The 16,748-nt window shown below is 42.2% G+C and carries 15 protein-coding genes; 12 read left to right on the top strand and 3 right to left on the bottom strand.

Annotated elements, in window-relative coordinates; translation table 11 throughout:
• The 7 genes from rbfA to ACDD58_RS14190 all read left to right on the top strand — a co-directional run bounded on the left by rbfA (position 1) and on the right by ACDD58_RS14190 (position 7,352).
• Complete coding sequence (rbfA, locus tag ACDD58_RS14160) at positions 1–396, top strand: 30S ribosome-binding factor RbfA (protein WP_117920931.1); 396 nt, start codon at positions 1–3, stop codon at positions 394–396.
• A 38-nt stretch (positions 397–434) separates the two neighbouring features.
• The gene (locus ACDD58_RS14165; RefSeq protein ID WP_370778072.1) at positions 435–1,388 is read left to right on the top strand and encodes a bifunctional oligoribonuclease/PAP phosphatase NrnA; all 954 of its coding nucleotides are present in this window, start codon (positions 435–437) and stop codon (positions 1,386–1,388) included.
• A gap of 14 nt (positions 1,389–1,402) precedes the next feature.
• Entirely contained in the window at positions 1,403–2,338 is a 936-nt protein-coding gene (gene truB, locus ACDD58_RS14170) for a tRNA pseudouridine(55) synthase TruB (protein WP_370778074.1), read from the top strand.
• Positions 2,335–3,264, top strand: a complete 930-nt coding sequence (locus ACDD58_RS14175) for a bifunctional riboflavin kinase/FAD synthetase (RefSeq protein WP_117920928.1) — start codon at positions 2,335–2,337, stop codon at positions 3,262–3,264. The genes truB and ACDD58_RS14175 overlap by 4 nt, the downstream gene beginning before the upstream one ends.
• A gap of 108 nt (positions 3,265–3,372) precedes the next feature.
• Entirely contained in the window at positions 3,373–4,578 is a 1,206-nt protein-coding gene (locus ACDD58_RS14180) for an NlpC/P60 family protein (RefSeq protein ID WP_370778076.1), read from the top strand.
• Between the two features lie 151 nt (positions 4,579–4,729).
• The gene (gene rpsO, locus ACDD58_RS14185; protein WP_006858056.1) at positions 4,730–4,996 is read left to right on the top strand and encodes a 30S ribosomal protein S15; all 267 of its coding nucleotides are present in this window, start codon (positions 4,730–4,732) and stop codon (positions 4,994–4,996) included.
• Positions 4,997–5,258: 262 nt separating this feature from the next.
• A complete protein-coding gene (locus ACDD58_RS14190; protein ID WP_117920926.1) occupies positions 5,259–7,352 on the top strand; it encodes a polyribonucleotide nucleotidyltransferase in 2,094 nt (697 codons plus the stop codon).
• A gap of 164 nt (positions 7,353–7,516) precedes the next feature.
• On the opposite strand, the gene ACDD58_RS14195 is transcribed toward ACDD58_RS14190, so the two are convergent.
• Together ACDD58_RS14195 and ACDD58_RS14200 are read right to left on the bottom strand one after the other, a co-directional pair.
• Positions 7,517–8,212, bottom strand: coding sequence for a hypothetical protein (locus ACDD58_RS14195; protein ID WP_117920925.1), 696 nt, complete (start codon positions 8,210–8,212; stop codon positions 7,517–7,519).
• A 2-nt stretch (positions 8,213–8,214) separates the two neighbouring features.
• The gene (locus tag ACDD58_RS14200) at positions 8,215–9,738 is read right to left on the bottom strand and encodes a DUF1538 domain-containing protein (RefSeq protein WP_117920924.1); all 1,524 of its coding nucleotides are present in this window, start codon (positions 9,736–9,738) and stop codon (positions 8,215–8,217) included.
• 208 nt (positions 9,739–9,946) lie between these two features.
• Between ACDD58_RS14200 and ACDD58_RS14205 the strand changes: the two genes are divergently transcribed.
• The gene (locus tag ACDD58_RS14205) at positions 9,947–10,867 is read left to right on the top strand and encodes a S8 family peptidase (RefSeq protein WP_186898826.1); all 921 of its coding nucleotides are present in this window, start codon (positions 9,947–9,949) and stop codon (positions 10,865–10,867) included.
• Positions 10,868–10,958: 91 nt separating this feature from the next.
• Positions 10,959–12,494, top strand: coding sequence for a cardiolipin synthase (gene cls / locus ACDD58_RS14210; protein WP_117920922.1), 1,536 nt, complete (start codon positions 10,959–10,961; stop codon positions 12,492–12,494).
• A gap of 52 nt (positions 12,495–12,546) precedes the next feature.
• Here cls and ACDD58_RS14215 read toward each other — a convergent pair whose 3' ends face one another.
• Positions 12,547–13,764, bottom strand: a complete 1,218-nt coding sequence (locus ACDD58_RS14215; RefSeq protein ID WP_207723994.1) for a D-alanyl-D-alanine carboxypeptidase family protein — start codon at positions 13,762–13,764, stop codon at positions 12,547–12,549.
• Between the two features lie 132 nt (positions 13,765–13,896).
• Here ACDD58_RS14215 and ACDD58_RS14220 point away from each other — a divergent pair, with 132 nt between their 5' ends.
• The 3 genes from ACDD58_RS14220 (at position 13,897) to ACDD58_RS14230 (ending at position 16,578) form a co-directional block, all read left to right on the top strand.
• Positions 13,897–14,646: a ScpA family protein gene (locus ACDD58_RS14220; RefSeq protein ID WP_370778081.1), complete on the top strand. Its 750-nt coding sequence runs from the start codon at positions 13,897–13,899 to the stop codon at positions 14,644–14,646.
• Between the two features lie 24 nt (positions 14,647–14,670).
• Complete coding sequence (scpB, locus tag ACDD58_RS14225) at positions 14,671–15,240, top strand: SMC-Scp complex subunit ScpB (RefSeq protein ID WP_117920961.1); 570 nt, start codon at positions 14,671–14,673, stop codon at positions 15,238–15,240.
• Positions 15,241–15,333: 93 nt separating this feature from the next.
• Positions 15,334–16,578, top strand: coding sequence for a D-alanyl-D-alanine carboxypeptidase family protein (locus ACDD58_RS14230; RefSeq protein WP_186898825.1), 1,245 nt, complete (start codon positions 15,334–15,336; stop codon positions 16,576–16,578).
• Positions 16,579–16,748: the final 170 nt, after the last annotated feature.

Below are 16,748 nucleotides of genomic sequence, written 5' to 3' on the forward strand. Positions count from 1 at the left end.
ATGAGAAAAAACAGTATTAAAAATACCAGGATCAATGGTGAAGTGCAGCGTGAACTTTCCAATATTATCCGCGGGGAGATCAAAGACCCGCGGATCAATCCGCTGACAAGTGTTGTTGCAGTGGAAGTTGCACCGGATTTAAAGACATGCAAAGCATATATCAGCGTTTTAGGAGATGAGGAATCCCAGGCAAAAACGCTGGCAGGATTAAAGAGTGCCGAAGGATTTATCCGCAGCAAACTTGCAAAAACAGTCAATCTGCGCAATACACCGGAGATCCGTTTTGTATTAGACCAGTCAATCGAGTATGGCGTAAAAATGTCTAAGATGATCGACGAGGTTACAAAAGATATCAGAGATGATAACGAGGAAGAAACAGATACAAACAATGATTAAGATGCACAGATCATGTGTATTTGGGGATGGAGGAGAAAATGAAAAGTCTTGATGAACTTTTCCAGGGAGTGAAAACAGTTGCCATTGCAGGCCATGTAAGACCGGATGGAGACTGTGTCGGTTCCTGCCTTGCAACTTATAATTATATCACAACCTATTATCCACAGATAGAAGTCAGCCTGTATCTGCAGCCGATTCCCAATATTTTCAAGTTTATGAAAAATTCAGATAAGATCATAAGCGACTGTACTGCGGATATAAGTTATGACCTGTTTATCGCACAGGACTGTGGTGATCTCGGAAGACTTGGGGATGCGGCAAAATATTTTGAACATGCGAAAAAAACAGCATGTATCGATCATCATATCAGCAATCAGAGCTTTGCAGATGAAAATTATATTTTCCCGCAGGCAAGTTCTACATCAGAGCTTGTATTTGAACTGATTCCGAGAGAACGGCTGAATAAGGAAATCGCAGAGTGCATTTATACCGGGATCATTCATGATACCGGTGTGTTCCAGTACTCCTGCACATCGGCAAAAACGATGGAAGCAGCAGGTGTTCTGATGGGACTGGGAATAGATTTCCCGAAGATCGTGGATCAGACATTTTTTACGAAGACTTATGAGCAGAACCGTATTATGGGACTTGCGTTAGTCAAAAGTAAGCTGCATCTGGGTGGAAAATGCATTTCGAGCATCATTACTGCGGAAGAAATGAAAGAATATGACGTATTGCCGAAACATTTAGATGGAATCGTCAGTCAGCTCCGCGTGACAAAAGATGTGGAAGTGGCAGTATTTTTATACCAGACAGATGAGGAAAATTATAAAGTCAGCACCCGGTCTGCAAGTTATGTGGATGTTGCAAAGATCGCTGCAAAATACGGTGGTGGCGGGCATGTCAGGGCAGCCGGTTTTTCTGTGACAGGAGATCCGGATGTACGGCTGAATGAAATCATTACAGATATTAAAGAACAGATCACAGATTGATTTTGGGGAAATTTATGATTAACGGAATTATCAATGTATACAAAGAAAAAGGATATACATCCTTTGATGTGGTCGCAAAATTAAGAGGCATTTTAAAAACAAGGAAAATCGGACACACAGGGACACTCGATCCGGATGCGGAGGGAGTGCTTCCTGTGTGTCTTGGTAAGGCAACAAAAGTCTGCGACCTTTTGACGGATAAAAATAAAGAATACGTTGCTGTGATGCTGCTTGGAAAAGTGACAGATACGCAGGACGTCACCGGAACTGTTTTAGAGGAACATCCGGTAGAAGTAAGTGAAGAACAGGTAAAAGAAGCGGTTCTTTCTTTTGCGGGAGACTACATGCAGGTGCCTCCAATGTATTCTGCATTAAAAGTAAACGGCAAGAAGCTGTGTGATCTGGCAAGAAGCGGTGTAACTGTGGAACGTCAGGCGAGACCGGTTCAGATTAATTCGATAGAGATCATCAAAATGGAACTGCCGAGAGTCTGCATGCGTGTGCGCTGTTCGAAAGGAACTTATATCAGAACGTTATGTCAGGATATCGGTGAAAAACTTTCCTGCGGAGCATGTATGGAATCACTTTTGCGGACAAAAGTATCTGAGTTTTGTGTACAGGATGCATTGCGGCTCTCAGAGATTGAGGAGCGTGTCAAAAAAGCGGTAGGACAGACAGCACCGGAGCAGTGGGAAGCAGGGATGTTTGACTTTATTTATACGGTTGATTCCGTATTTTTACAGTATAAAAAAGCGGTGATCTGCAGAGAATGGAACAAACTGTTATATAACGGAAACCGGATGAAAAAAGACATGTTTGTTTCCTATCAGAGTAAATGGGAACAGCAGCCGATCCGTATTTATGATGAGGAAGGGCGTTTTATCGGAATTTATGAGTACTCAGATATACAGGGGGATTATAAACCGGTAAAACTGTTTATGGAAGCATGAAATATCTGAAAAATACAACCGAATTTTATATAGAAGAACCAACGGTACTTTCGCTTGGAAAATTTGATGGAATACACAGAGGACATGAACTTCTGATGGAACATCTTGCTGCTAAGAAAGAAGATGGACTTGCTGCTGTCATATTTACCTTTAATATTCCACCGCGGAAAAGTGTGGAACAGGTTGAAGCGAAAGTTTTGACGACTAATGAAGAAAAAATGCATATCTTTGAACAGATTGGGATTGATTATCTGGTTGAGTGTCCGTTTACAAAAGAAATCATGTGCATGGAACCGGAAGATTTTATAGCAAAGATTGTACACCAGCTCCATGTGAAATGTTTTGTGGTTGGTTCAGATTTTCATTTTGGACACAACCGCAGAGGCGATTATCACATGCTGAAAGATCTGTCGGACAAGTATGGTTATGAGGTGCTTGTCATTGACAAGATGCAGGAAGATAAGAGAGATATCAGCAGTACATTTGTCCGGGAAGAGATTGCAAAAGGCAATATCGAGAAAGCGAATCACCTGCTGGGATACCACTATTTTGTGACAGGAGAGATCCTTCATGGGAGACATTTAGGCAGCACTAAACTTGGAATCCCGACGATCAATCAGATCCCGCCGGAAGAAAAACTTCTTCCGGAGAGCGGTGTATACGTGACTGAAGTACGGCTCGCTGACAGGTGTTACCGTGGTGTTACGAATGTTGGTGTAAAACCGACGATTGAAGGAAAAAATCCGATCGGAGTTGAAACCCATCTTCTGGATTTTGCAGGAGATCTTTATGGAAAAGTTGTAACGGTAGAGTTCCTGACCAGAGTACGTGAGGAACGGAAATTTCCATCCATTGAGGCTCTGAAAGAGGAAATGCAGAATAACATTGCATATGCAAGGGCATGGTTTGGGAAAAATGAAACCTAAATATTACGAAAATATTACATAAATATGTTGACATTGTAAAAAATGACTGCTATACTTGAGCAGTATTGAATAAATAAGGTATTTTGGAATATTTGGAAAGGTACGGATATGAAAGCAAAATGGGTTAAGGCAGCCGGACTCCTTGCAGCTGGTTCTCTTATATTTTCAGTAGCTTATATTGATGAAAAGTCAGGTTCAAAAGATGGACGTGAAGTGATGGCAGAAAGCACATCTTTACAGGAAAATGAGGTATCTGCCGGAGTTTCTTCCACATTGGGCGGACAGATTGGAAATTATGCAATGACGGATGCAAAGGTGACTTCTGGTGTTACGGATGCAATGTCAGATTATCTTTCTGTTACGGCTGCAGATATGGTCAGTGTTTCGGAGTCAGACCGTGATGTGACCGCATCCGGTCAGGAGGAAGAGACGCAGGAAGAGGATAAAGAAAAAGCACTTGCAGAAGCAGCAGGCGAATTTGGCTATACGAACCTTGGCATTGCACAGGCGGACGGTAATATCAATGTCCGTGAAGTACCTGGAACAGAGGCAGAGATTGTTGGCAAACTGCCAAATAATGCAGGATGTGAAATTATTGGAACAGACGGTGAGTGGACGCAGATCGAGTCAGGAAAAGTAAAAGGATATGTAAAATCAGAATATCTTCTGACCGGGGAAGCTGCGATCGCAAAAGCACAGGAGGTAAAGCAGACTGTTGCGACCGTGACAACGACAACACTTTATGTCCGTGATGAGGCAAATACAGACAGTCATGTTATCACCATGATGCCGGAAGGAGAAGAACTTGAGGTACTTGAAGTTCTTGACGGCTGGGTAAAGATCAATGTTGACAGTGATGAGGGATATGTTTCATCTGATTATGTCAGTATAGCAACGGAACTGCCGAAAGCACAGACCATGACAGAAGTTCGTTATGGACAGGGTGTATCGGATGTGCGCGTATCACTTGTTTCCTATGCTACACAGTTTGTTGGAAACCCATATGTCTGGGGAGGAACAAGTCTTACAAGAGGGGCAGACTGCTCCGGATTTGTATTAAGTGTATTTGCTAATTATGGTATTTCACTTCCGCATTCTTCTAAGGCACAGGCAAACTGTGGAACAAAGATTGCTGCGTCGGATGCACAGCCGGGAGATCTTTTCTTCTATGGCAATGGCAGCAGTATCAATCATGTGGCTATTTATATTGGCGGAGGTCGTGTGGTACATGCAAGTTCTCCAAAGTCAGGTATCAAGATTTCCGGAGCATATTACAGAACGCCGGTTAAAGTAGTGCGTGTGATCAATAATTAAATTTAGGCATTTACAACAGGATGAACCCATGTTATAATAACGAAGTATGAGTTTAGCCCATATTCGGTAGATGGACACTCCGACCTTTTACTGAGTATCATATCCCGGCACAGCCGGAATGGGCGTTTAATAAGAAAAGGAGGATCATAAAATGATCGCAAAGGAAAAGAAACAGGCAATTATCGCAGAGTATGGCAGAACACCGGGAGATACAGGTTCACCGGAAGTACAGATCGCTATCTTAACAGCACGTATCGAGGAATTGAATGCTCATCTTGCTGAGAACAAAAACGACTATCATTCAAGACGTGGTCTTTTAAAGATGGTTGGTCAGAGACGTGGTTTACTGGCATACTTAAAGAAAGTTGATATCGAAAGATATCGTTCCTTAATTGAGCGTTTAGGTCTTAGAAAATAAGATCTTCTCCATACAGAGCCGCTTCCGCATGGAGGCTGGCTTGTATGGATACCGTATGGAATCTGTTCCATGCGGTTTTATCGAGTGGAGATATACTCCACTCGATTTTCAGTTAAATAAGAAAGGGTCCCCAAAAAGATTCTTTCCAAAGACGGATTACAGGCAGAAGTATATTTCCGAGACCACTGAAAAATGTATGAAAAGTCGTGTATTTTTCAGTAGTTTCGGTGCTTCTGTCTCCACAGAGAAAAGGAGAAAACGAATGTATAAAAGTTTTTCAATGGAACTTGCCGGCAGAACATTGACTGTTGATATCGGCAGAGTGTGTGCCCAGGCAAATGGTGCTGCATTATTAAAATACGGCGAGACAACTGTCTTATCTACAGCTACCGCATCGGACAAGCCGAGAGATGGCGTTGATTTCTTCCCGCTCAGTGTTGAGTATGAGGAGAAGATGTATGCAGTTGGAAAGATCCCTGGAGGCTTCAATAAGAGAGAGGGAAAAGCATCTGAGAATGCGATCCTGACTTCTCGTGTTATTGACCGTCCAATGCGTCCGCTGTTCCCGAAAGATTACCGTAATGACGTTACCATCAACAACATGGTTATGTCTGTTGACACAGAGTGCCGTCCGGAAGTTGTAGCAATGATCGGTTCTGCACTTGCAGTTACCATTTCTGACATCCCATTTGCAGGTCCTTGTGCTATGACACAGATGGGTATGGTAGATGGCGAGTTTATCATCAATCCGTCCCAGAAAGTATGGGATACCGGTGATTTACAGCTTACGGTTGCATCTACATCAGAGAAAGTCATCATGATCGAGGCCGGTGCGAATGAGATCCCGGAAAAGAAAATGATCGAGGCAATCTATAAATGTCATGATGTAAACCAGACGATCATTGCGTTTATCAATCATATCGTAGAAGAAGTAGGCAAGCCAAAACATGAGTACACAAGCTGTGCAATTCCGGAAGAAATGTTTGCTGCAATGAAAGAAATCGTAACACCGGAGCAGATGGAAGAAGCTGTATTTACCGATGAAAAGCAGAAACGTGAAGAGAATATCCGTGAGATTACAGATAAACTTGCTGAGGCATTTGCAGATAACGAAGAATGGTTAGCAGTGCTCGGTGAGGCTGTTTACCAGTATCAGAAGAAGACTGTCCGTAAGATGATCTTAAAAGATCATAAACGTCCGGATGGCCGTGCAATCAATCAGATCCGTCCACTTGCAGCAGAGGTTGACCTGATTCCAAGAGTTCATGGTTCTGCAATGTTTACCCGTGGACAGACACAGATCTGTGATGTTGTTACATTAGCTCCACTTTCTGAAGTACAGAAGATTGACGGATTAGATGAGAATATTACAACAAAGAGATATATCCATCAGTATAACTTCCCTGCATATTCTGTAGGTGAGACAAAGGTTTCACGTGGACCGGGACGTCGTGAGATCGGTCATGGTGCATTAGCAGAGAAAGCACTTATGGCTGTACTTCCTTCTGAGGAAGAGTTCCCGTATGCAATTCGTGCTGTATCCGAGACATTTGAGTCAAACGGATCTACTTCCATGGCTTCTACCTGTGCATCCTGTATGTCATTAATGGCAGCAGGCGTTCCGCTTAAAGCAATGGTTGCAGGTATTTCCTGTGGTCTTGTTACCGGTGATACAGATGATGATTATCTTGTTCTTACTGATATCCAGGGACTTGAAGATTTCTTCGGGGATATGGACTTTAAAGTAACCGGTACGCACAAAGGTATCACTGCGATCCAGATGGATATCAAGATTCATGGTCTTACAAGACCGATCGTTGAGGAAGCGATCAGCCGTGCAAGAGAGGCAAGAATCTACATCATGGATGAGGTTATGTCAAAAGCGATCGAAGAGCCGAGAAAAGAAGTAAGTGCGTATGCACCGAAGATCGTTCAGATTCAGATCAATCCGGACAAGATTGGTGATGTAGTCGGACAGAGAGGCAAGACAATCAACGAGATCATCGACCGCACTGGTGTTAAGATCGATATCACGGATGACGGTGCAGTTTCTGTATGCGGTACAGATGCTGAGATGATGAATAAAGCAATCGAGATGATCAAGATCATCACGACTGACTTTGCTGAGGGACAGATTTTTACCGGTACGGTTGTAAGCATCAAAGAGTTTGGTGCATTCATTGAGTTTGCTCCGGGTAAAGAGGGAATGGTTCATATTTCCAAAATTTCCAAAGAGCGTATCAACCGTGTAGAAGATGTCCTGACATTAGGAGATAAGGTTAAAGTTGTATGCCTTGGAAAAGATAAGATGGGACGCATCAGCTTTTCTATGAAGGATGTTCCGGCAGAGGCATAAGAAAAGATAGACAATTTGAAAATTGCAAATGGTCTGTATATTTTGGTATACAGACCTGAAAAAAGAACTGCGTGTTGATCTGAAAACACGCAGTTCTTTTTGTAACTATATTCAAATACCGGCGATTGAATAGCAGATAACCATGACGGAATGTATCATTGACATTATAATCCCATAATTCCATCCACCGGCAGGGAAAAAGCGACGCCGTGTGCAGGAGAGTCCATGCCATGAGCAGAACTGATTGCCTGCATGATCTCGGTTTTTTTATCTTTTGGAACAACGATTGCGACAATTTCCTGTTCTTCCTGGATCGTGATACCGAAAATGACGGCTGATTTTCCGGGGCTGCAGCGCAGACCTTTTAGAATTGTGCCTCCGGTTGCACCGGCAGCGCGTGCGGTATTCATGACAGCATCACTGTATCCCTGATTGATCGTTACAAGTATCATGGCATGTGTAATTGTTTCGCTCATTTTTTTCACTTCCTTTTCAACATCGTCTCTGTCTGATTCTGCTGTATGTTCATTTAAAAGTTTATAGAGAAAACCCTGCATGCCGTTCATTGGAATACTTACGGCAATACCGGTTCCTTTCTTATGAAGACTTAATGCCTGATTCATCTCAGCAAGCAGAATTTTCTTGCGCTCATTTGGAATAAAACAGAGTGTAATACTTTTCTGGATGCTTCCAAGACCACATAATTCCAGCCATTCCGAGCTGGCTGTGCCGATTCCATGCATCTGATAGTAGACCGGTATATGGGAATCTGCTAAAAATTCACATAATCGTTCCCGGATATGGGAATCTGTAATAATTACAAGACAACGGTAAGCCTCTCTTTTTTTCTGTTCCTGCATCGTTAAAATTCCTCCTCAAAATCCAGAATCTCATTGTCGTCAATTCCAATGAGTGCAGCGGCAGGGGTACTTGCTTTCTTTAATTTGATATTATAAGAAACTCCCATAACCTGAACTGCAATGAGTGGTGCCATGGCAACCATGGCGACAACACCAAAAGCGTCTGTTACGACATTGCCTCCGATTGCAGTACAGGCACCCATGGCGAGAGGAAGCAGGAAAGTGGAAGTCATAGGACCACTTGCAACTCCACCTGAGTCAAATGCAATACCGACAAATACTCTGGGTACAAATCGTGTCAGAATCAGTGCGATCAGATAGCCGGGGATTAAAAGCCAGTAAATATTTAAACCGGTAAGAACACGCAGCAGAGCAAGCGCAACTGAGGCGGATACACCGATCGACAGACTTAAATTCATAGTGTCTCTTGAAATAGAACCGTTTGTGACATCTTCAACCTGGCGGTTCAGTACCTGAACGGCAGGCTCAGCTTTTACGATATAATAACCGATCAGAGCACCGATCGGAATCAGGATCCATTTCCATGGCTGTCCGGCAAGACTGCTTCCAAGAAGACTTCCGACAGGCGCAAATCCGACATTTACACCGGTTAAGAAAAGAATCAGACCGATGATCGTGTAGAGAAAACCGATGATCATCTTGATCATCTGCGGGCGGTGATAACGCCTGGAAATAAGCTGGAAAATCAAAAAAACAAAAAGTACCGGAAGAATGGACAGAAGTACTTCTTTGGCGTAATCCGGTACCATATGTACAAATTCGCGGATTACATCCTGCATGGTGATCACGTCAGGAATTGTTGTTTCATTGTAAGCGGCACCGGTTGGATGATAAAAGATGCCAAGCAGCAGAACCATCAAAACCGGACCGATGCTGCAAAAAGAGATCAGTCCGAAACTGTCGCTTGAACCATTTTTATCATTTCTGGTGGCGGAGAGTCCAACACCGATCGCCATGATAAAAGGAACTGTCATAGGACCTGTTGTCACACCGCCGGAATCAAATGCGACTGCGATAAAATCAGCAGGTGCCGCAAAAGAAAGAAGAAACAGCGCAATATAAAAAATGCACAACAGGACTGGAAGACTGATCCGGAAAAGAATACGGAGTACGGCGATTACCAGAAATACACCGACACCAAGTGCAACCGTAAAGATCAGAGTATTGTTTGGAATAGAAGGAACCTGATTTGCGAGAACCTGAAGATCCGGTTCTGCAAGAGTAATGATAATACCCATTAGAAAACAAACACTGATTAAAATAGGAAGTTTTCTTGTTTTCATAATGGAAGAACCAACGCCTTCGCCGAGAGGAGTCATGGCAGTTTCTGCACCGAGCTGGAAAAAAGCCATACCAATGATCAACATAAATGCACCGACTAGGAAGAGGGCAATCGTACCTGTTTCCATGGGGACGACAAAAATAGAGAGCAGAAGTACGATCACAGTGATCGGGAGAACCGCGTTTACGGATTCGTCAAATTTTTCTTTGAGTTTTTTGTTCAAGATGGCATCACACTACTTTCTTTTTTATTTTTAAAGCAAACCATAATAGTTCACTAATTAACTATTATTTATTTTAAGAAAAAACATTCCGGCTGTCAAACATTCTTCTGAATTTTCAGAAAAAATTAACATTTTCTTATCATTTTTTAGCAGAAAGGATACTTTTTCATATAATAATATGGAAGTTTTTTAATAGAAGGGGGCTGCTATGGATCGGGTTAAGAAGATCATTCACACAGATTATGCATACAGATCAGGACTTAGCGGGCAGAATATTACGGTTGCAGTGATGGATACCGGCATTGTCCCACATCCGGATTTTGAAGACAGGATTATATATTTTAAGGATTTTTGTAATGGAAGAAATGAAATGTATGACGATAATGGGCATGGGACGCATGTTTCTGGGATCATTGCAGGAAATGGAAAAATGTCGGAACAGTATGTGAAAGGTACTGCACATAACGTCCGCAGATACAGTGGCGTTGCACCAAAATGCAGGATCATCATGTTAAAAGTATTAGACGAAAATGGAAATGGAAATACTAAAAAGGTACTTGATGCTGTAAACTGGGTGAAAGCAAACAGAAAACTGCATCATATCAGAATATTAAATATATCCGTTGGAATGCTGCCTGGAGCGGGGGTGGAAGAGCAGAGAAAACTATTACATGCGATCGATGAATTGTGGGATGAGGGAATCATGGTGGTTGCTGCTGCAGGAAACAACGGACCGAAAGAAAATACTGTGACGATACCGGGTATTTCAAGAAAAGTACTGACCGTTGGAAGCAGTGATGATGATACCAGTGACCATGGGAGAAAAGCTTTAAAAACAGGATATAGTGGTAGAGGACCGACTGCATGCTGCATTGTCAAACCGGAGATTCTTGCGCCGGGAACTGGGATTACGAGCTGCAGCAGGGATGCAATGGGATATCAGGTAAAAAGCGGGACTTCTATGGCAGCACCGGTTGTATCAGGGGCACTTGCGCTGGCATTTGAAAAATATCCGTCGTTTACTCCGGCAGAAATGAAACTTCGCCTTTATGAGAGAGCATATCCGCGAAGCACGCAGCTTGGAAAAACCGGCTGGGGAATGATACATGTGGATTATCTCGTCCGTTGACTTTTGAGTGGAAAATTATTACAATAAGCACATGCCTGCGATGAAATAAAACTTTATTTTATTAAAAAACAGCGCAGAAATGGAGTTTTGTATGAAGAAAATATTACATCTCATATTTGGAAGATTTTTTGTAGTAGCCATGGCGATCATTTTACAGGTGTTATGGTTATGTGTTGTATTGTGGCAGCTTAGCTACAAGTTCACATATGTCAATCTGCTCGTACGTGTGATCGCGATCATTGTCGTACTTGTCATCGTCAATAAATGGACAAATCCGGCGAATAAACTTTCGTGGACATTTTTGATACTGCTTTCACCGGTTTTCGGACTTATGGTATATCTGTTGTTTGGAAGATCAGGTCTGACAAAACATACCAGAGAGAGAATGGATGCAGTTAACCGACAGGTAGAAGCCTTGTTTCAGAGAGATACCGCAGCAGAAGAGAAATTGGAAAAAGAAAGCCGGTCGGCATATCTGCAGTCATCTTATATTGATAAATGGGCAGGCTTCCCTTTATACCAGAATACACAGACGAAATATTACAGATGCGGGGAAGAAATGTTCCCGGATATGTTAGAGGCATTGCGTGGTGCAGAACATTTTATTTTTCTCGAATATTTTATCATCGAGGAAGGGTATATGTTTAATACAATCCTGGATATCCTGGAAGAAAAGGCAAAAGCAGGAGTGGATGTGCGATTTATCTATGATGATGTCGGCAGTATCAATTCTATTTCCTTTGGATATTATAAGAAGCTACAGGAGAGAGGAATCCCCTGCGTGACATTTAACCCATTTAAACCGTTGATCTCTGTGGTGATGAACAACCGTGATCACAGAAAGATTTTTGTGGTGGACGGTTATATCGGATTTACAGGTGGAATCAACCTTGCAGACGAATACATCAACAAAGTACAGAGATTTGGCTACTGGAAAGATACCGGAGTCAGGATTGAGGGAGAGGCTGTCTGGAGTCTTACGGCAATGTTCCTTGAAATGTGGAACTATATTAATCGTTCCACAGAAGATTACAGCAGGTTTCTGCCATCGGTATATCAGCAGAAAAAAACTGATTCGGATGGGTTTGTGCAGCCATATGGAGACAGTCCTCTGGATAATGAAAATGTCGGAGAAAATATTTATTTAAATATCATAAGCCGTGCAAAAAAATATGTATACATTTTCACACCGTATCTGATCATAGACCATGAGATGCTGATCTGTCTTTCTAATGCGGCAAAGAGCGGTGTGGATGTAAGAATTGTGACACCGGGAGTGCCGGATAAAAAAGCAGTTTATCTTCTGACACAGTCATATTATGAACCGCTTTTAAAAAATGGTGTAAGGATCTTTCAATATACACCAGGATTTATCCATGCAAAATGTTTTGTCTGTGATGATGAAATTGCAACAGTCGGCAGTGTGAACCTTGACTACCGGAGTCTGTTTTTACATTTTGAATGTGGTGTATTTATGTATCAGTCTAAGGCAGTCATGCAGGTAAAAGAAGACTGCCTTAAGACATTTGCTGAGTCAGAGGAGATGGACGTGGCATTCTGCAGGGAGAGAAAACTTCCGGTACGTATGGTGCAAAGTCTGATGCGTCTGTTTGCACCATTGCTGTAGTATATGATGATGGGACTGGAAAAAATATATAATGTACATCGTTTGAAATGTCTCATGGAACAAAGTACAGGAGGGTGCGGCAAAAATAATCTTTATATTCTGCAGCATTAACTGTATCTGTATATACGATACTGACACTGCCGATGGGTGTTCCGTTCAGGAAATACACCGCTTTTCCGGCAGTGCCGCCTTTTTTTACAGGCGCTGTCACACTTTCTGGCAGTTCTATGCTTTTGGTAATGCCGGAAAGATCACTTCCATCTGTTGTCATATACTGAAAAGGTCTTTGGTAGATGATGCCGACAGAATCAGCAAGGCCTTTTTCTACCGGAAGGGCGTCTAGTTTATCTTCATGATTGTCACAGTAGATCCTGCATTTCCCAAATCCGTAATTTAACAGTGATGTAGCATCAGCAGAGCGGGACTTGATATCGGGTGCACCCATGATGACAGCAATCAGTTCCATGCCGCCTTTTTTTGCAGTTGCAGAAATACAGTACATGGCAGTATTGGTAAATCCGGTTTTCAGACCGGTGGCGTACTGGTAATGCTTGATCAGTTTATTGGTGTTGGTCAGCCCAAACTCAGAGGAACCTTTTGCAGTAGTGTGGGTGATATTTTCCATCCAGATCGTACAGTAATCGTGGATTTTCGGATATTTTGTGATCAGTTCGCGTGACATTAAGGCAATATCGTTTGCACTGGTCATATGCCCATCGGCGTCTAAACCACAACAGTTGATAAATGTGGTATCATTCATGCCGAGCCCTTTGGCACGTTCATTCATCATGCGGACAAATTCTGACTCTGAGCCGGCAATATGTTCTGCCATGGCAACACAGGCATCGTTCGCACTTGCGACACTGATGCATTTGATCATCGTATCGACGGTCTGTGTTTCGCCTGGTTCTAAAAATACCTGTGAACCTCCCATGCTGGCTGCGTGCTCGGAGACAGTCACAGTATCATCGAAAGAAATCTGTTTTGAGGAAAGAGCATCAAAAATCAAAAGTAGAGTCATGATCTTGGTGACGCTTGCCGGATGTCTCGATTCGTGGGAGTTTTTTTCATAGACAATGGCTCCGGTAGATGCCTCCATTAAAATTGCACTTGGTGCGGAAATATTTAAATCAGCAGCCGGTACAGTTTCTGTATTAGAGCTAAATGAGATAGAGTCTGCTGTGCCCGGAGTGAAACAGGAAGATACAGGAAATAATGTGCTTTGCATAAAAAGATTAAGACTAAGCAGAAAGGAAACCACAAATTTCAAAAATATGCCCTCCGTAGGGTTCTGTTATAATTTATTTTAGGAGTACGGGATGTACATTATGCATAAAAATCTTGAATTTTGCAGGAATCCACGGTAAAATCATTATTTGTGGAATGAGAGGGTGTTACATAGATGGAATTAACAGTAAAGCTTCAGGTGTTTGAGGGTCCACTGGATCTGCTTTTACATTTATTGGAAAAAAATAAAGTAAATATATATGATATTCCGATCGTGGAGATTACCAGCCAATACATGGAATATATTGCTGAGATGCGCAGACAGGACTTAAATGTGATGAGCGAATTCCTTGTGATGGCGGCGACATTACTTGATATTAAATCCAAAATGCTGCTTCCTGCAAAAGAAAGTGAAGATGAGCAGGAGGAAGACCCAAGAGCCGAACTTGTGCAGCAGTTATTGGAATATAAAATGTATAAATGTATGGCATATGAACTTAAGGATCGTCAGATCGATGCGGAAAAAGTCCTGTATAAAGTACCGACGATTCCGCCGGAAGTGCTTGCATATGAAGAACCGGTAGATGTGAATGAACTGATGTCCGGTACCACACTCGCAAGATTGAACGATATATTTCAGTCTATCATAAAAAAACAGGCGGACAAGATCGATCCGGTCCGCTCTAAATTTGGAAAAATTGAGAAAGAGGAAGTGTCACTTTCCGATAAGATGTCGTATGTGGAAGAGTACAGCATGCATCACGGACATTTCTCATTCCGGAGCCTTTTAGAAGCGCAGTCCGGGAAAATGGAAGTGGTTGTGACATTTCTTGCAATATTAGAACTGATGAAAATGGGAAAGATAGTTGTTTCGCAGGAATACACATTCGATGATATAAAAATTGAATCAAAAATTGCTGCGTAGCTGCAGAGCAAAATGGGGACTGGCATGGAAGAAAAGAAATATGAAGCAATCGTTGAGGCAATCCTGTTTACGATGGGAGAGTCAGTGGAATTGGAACGCATAGCAAAAACACTCGAACTTGATACAGAACAGACAAAAAAGATCGTGGAAAATCTGATGAAACGCTACGAAAATGACAGTATCGGGATCAAGATCATGGAACTTGACGGTTCTTACCAGATGTGTACAAAAGGAGAAATGTATGAATATCTGGTAAAAATTGCCAAACAGCCGAAAAAGCATGTGTTGACCGATGTTTTACTTGAGACGCTGTCGATCATCGCCTACAAACAGCCGATCACAAAAGCAGAAATTGAAAAGATAAGAGGGGTTTCCTGCGACCATGCAGTAAATAAACTGGTAGAGTATAATCTGGTATGTGAATTGGGAAGACTTGACGCACCGGGCCGTCCGTTGCTTTTTGGAACGACAGAAGAGTTCTTAAGGAGCTTTGGTGTACATTCGATAGATGAACTCCCTGTGCCAAGTCCGGTCCAGGTTGAGGAATTTAAACAGGAAGCAGAAGCGGAAATGCATATGAAACTGGATATCTGATCCGGTTTTATATGTATTTTTTTGATGTAAATGCACATGTTTTTGATGTTGTGTACATAAGGATTGATGAAATACTTTTTTGGAGTTTTGCATATGTGGAAAAAGCTGCTGGCGTGGATACTTATTACTGTAATTTTAATTGTAAACGGTATACAGGTGGTGGAAGCTTTTGAACAAAGTGGGAATGTGCAGATGGAGAAAATAATGGGAGAGCCGGAACAGAATTCTTTGTATGCAAGGTCGGCAGTGCTCATGGACGCGGATTCCGGACGTATCCTGTATGAAAAAAACGGACATCAGGCGATGGCAAATGCGAGTACAACAAAAATTCTTACCTGTATCATTGCACTTGAGAATTGTGAGTTAGACAGTGAAGTGACTGTGAGTGCACTTGCGGCTTCACAGCCGAAAGTACATCTTGGTATGAGGGAAGGACAGCGTTTTTATCTGAAGGATCTGCTGTACGGACTGATGTTAGAATCTTATAATGACTGTGCAGTGGCAATCGCTGAACATATCGCAGGCACAACGGCTGATTTTGCAGCAATGATGAACGATAAAGCAAAAGAGATCGGCTGTGAGGACAGCTATTTTATTACGCCAAACGGACTGGATGCAAAAGATGAAGGCGGTTTTCACCATACGACAGCGGCGGATCTTTCGCTGATTATGCGGTATTGTATCAAAGGTTCTAAGATGGCGGGACAGTTTCTTACGATCACACAGGAAGGGCAATATCAGTTTCATGATATGGATGGGAAAAACAGTTATACCTGTTACAATCATAATGCGTTTTTGCAGATGATGGATGGGGCATTGTCCGGTAAAACCGGATTTACCGGTAATGCGGGATACTGTTATATAGGCGCATTACAGCGTGATGACAGGACTTTTATTGTAGCACTGCTTGCCTGCGGGTGGCCGAACAATAAAACATATAAGTGGGCAGATGCGAAGAAACTTATGCAGTATGGAATTACAATGTTTAAAAAAATAAAACTGGATGAGATTGAGCTGAACACAAAAGAATCTGCTGCTGTAGAGGTGAAAGGCGGGCAGAGTAAAAAGATCGGTGGAGAGGTAAGAACAGAATTGGAAATATCGCCGATAGAAGGACTGACAGAACTGCTGATTGGAAATGAACAGGAAATACAGGTAAAGTATGAAGTGACACCAAAACTTTATGCGCCGGTAATGAATGGGGATTTTGCAGGAGAAATTACATATCTGCTTGGGGATGAGATTCTGGCAAAACGTACAGTTACGGTAAAGGAGACGGTAAAAAAAATAGATTTTTGCTGGTGCATAAAAAAAGCAGCCGAATTATTTCCGCTGTAAATGCTCAAAACACTATGTATGTGAAAAAAAACTGTCAAAAAATTAACAATTCACTTGAAAATTTGTCGCCGACCATCTATAATTTATCCTAGCGGAATTTGTTATATTTTTACATTATTCACTATGTACCATGTCAAAAGATGTGGTAACAAACTTTATAGATGGAGGGC

Origin of the sequence: Roseburia sp. (assembly GCF_041325975.1) — a bacterium.
GTDB lineage: Bacteria > Bacillota > Clostridia > Lachnospirales > Lachnospiraceae > Roseburia > Roseburia rectibacter.

Coding starts and splice junctions, on each gene's coding strand:
- truB (WP_370778074.1), top strand. CDS start 1,403: ATGATTAACGGAATTATCAATGTATACAAAGAAAAAGGATATACATCC.
- cls (WP_117920922.1), top strand. CDS start 10,959: ATGAAGAAAATATTACATCTCATATTTGGAAGATTTTTTGTAGTAGCC.
- ACDD58_RS14230 (WP_186898825.1), top strand. CDS start 15,334: ATGTGGAAAAAGCTGCTGGCGTGGATACTTATTACTGTAATTTTAATT.
- rbfA (WP_117920931.1), top strand. CDS start 1: ATGAGAAAAAACAGTATTAAAAATACCAGGATCAATGGTGAAGTGCAG.
- ACDD58_RS14175 (WP_117920928.1), top strand. CDS start 2,335: ATGAAATATCTGAAAAATACAACCGAATTTTATATAGAAGAACCAACG.
- rpsO (WP_006858056.1), top strand. CDS start 4,730: ATGATCGCAAAGGAAAAGAAACAGGCAATTATCGCAGAGTATGGCAGA.
- ACDD58_RS14205 (WP_186898826.1), top strand. CDS start 9,947: ATGGATCGGGTTAAGAAGATCATTCACACAGATTATGCATACAGATCA.
- ACDD58_RS14195 (WP_117920925.1), bottom strand. CDS start 8,212: ATGCAGGAACAGAAAAAAAGAGAGGCTTACCGTTGTCTTGTAATTATT.
- scpB (WP_117920961.1), top strand. CDS start 14,671: ATGGAAGAAAAGAAATATGAAGCAATCGTTGAGGCAATCCTGTTTACG.
- ACDD58_RS14190 (WP_117920926.1), top strand. CDS start 5,259: ATGTATAAAAGTTTTTCAATGGAACTTGCCGGCAGAACATTGACTGTT.
- ACDD58_RS14220 (WP_370778081.1), top strand. CDS start 13,897: ATGGAATTAACAGTAAAGCTTCAGGTGTTTGAGGGTCCACTGGATCTG.
- ACDD58_RS14180 (WP_370778076.1), top strand. CDS start 3,373: ATGAAAGCAAAATGGGTTAAGGCAGCCGGACTCCTTGCAGCTGGTTCT.
- ACDD58_RS14165 (WP_370778072.1), top strand. CDS start 435: ATGAAAAGTCTTGATGAACTTTTCCAGGGAGTGAAAACAGTTGCCATT.